Source organism: Streptomyces millisiae (assembly GCF_031845425.1).
Taxonomy (GTDB): Bacteria; Actinomycetota; Actinomycetes; order Streptomycetales; family Streptomycetaceae; genus Streptomyces; species Streptomyces millisiae.
This window is the reverse complement of the sequence record NZ_JAVREM010000300.1, coordinates 1-454: the sequence shown is the minus strand read 5'-3', so window position 1 is coordinate 454 and position 454 is coordinate 1. Positions and strand designations below refer to the sequence as shown.

The window sequence follows — 454 nt, the reverse complement described above, 5'->3', positions numbered from 1 at the left end:
GGGCACGCCCTTCATGTCGATCGAGCAGGCAGTGCACCGACTCACCGGTGAGCTCGCCGACTGGTACCGGATCGACGCCGGCCACCTGCGCATCGGGGATCGCGCCGACGTTGTGGTCATCGACCCGGAGCGGCTCGACGACTCCCTCGACGCCTACGCCGAGGAGACCGTCGACCACTACGGCGGGCTGTCCCGCATGGTGAACCGCAACGACGACACCGTCACCGCGGTGCTGGTCGGTGGGCGCACTGTGTTCGCCGACGGCGCGCTGACCGACCTGGTGGGACGCCGGCGCACCGGCCAGTTCCTGCGCGCCGCGCACCATACTCCCGCGCCGGCCGTCGAGAAAGGTGAATTGTCCAGTGTCCGTTGAGCAAACCGTTGGCTCCGTCGAGCAGACCGTCCGCGAAATGTGGAAAGCCCTGTCCGACCGCAACTGGGAGTTGCTGAAGAC

General features: G+C 67.8%; 1 protein-coding gene. It reads left to right on the top strand.

The window, feature by feature from the left end; all coding sequences use genetic code 11:
• Positions 1-373 (top strand): hypothetical protein (locus RNC47_RS36780; RefSeq protein ID WP_394814963.1); only part of this gene is annotated, 373 nt, incomplete at its 5' end.
• Between the last annotated feature and the right edge of the window lie 81 nt (positions 374-454).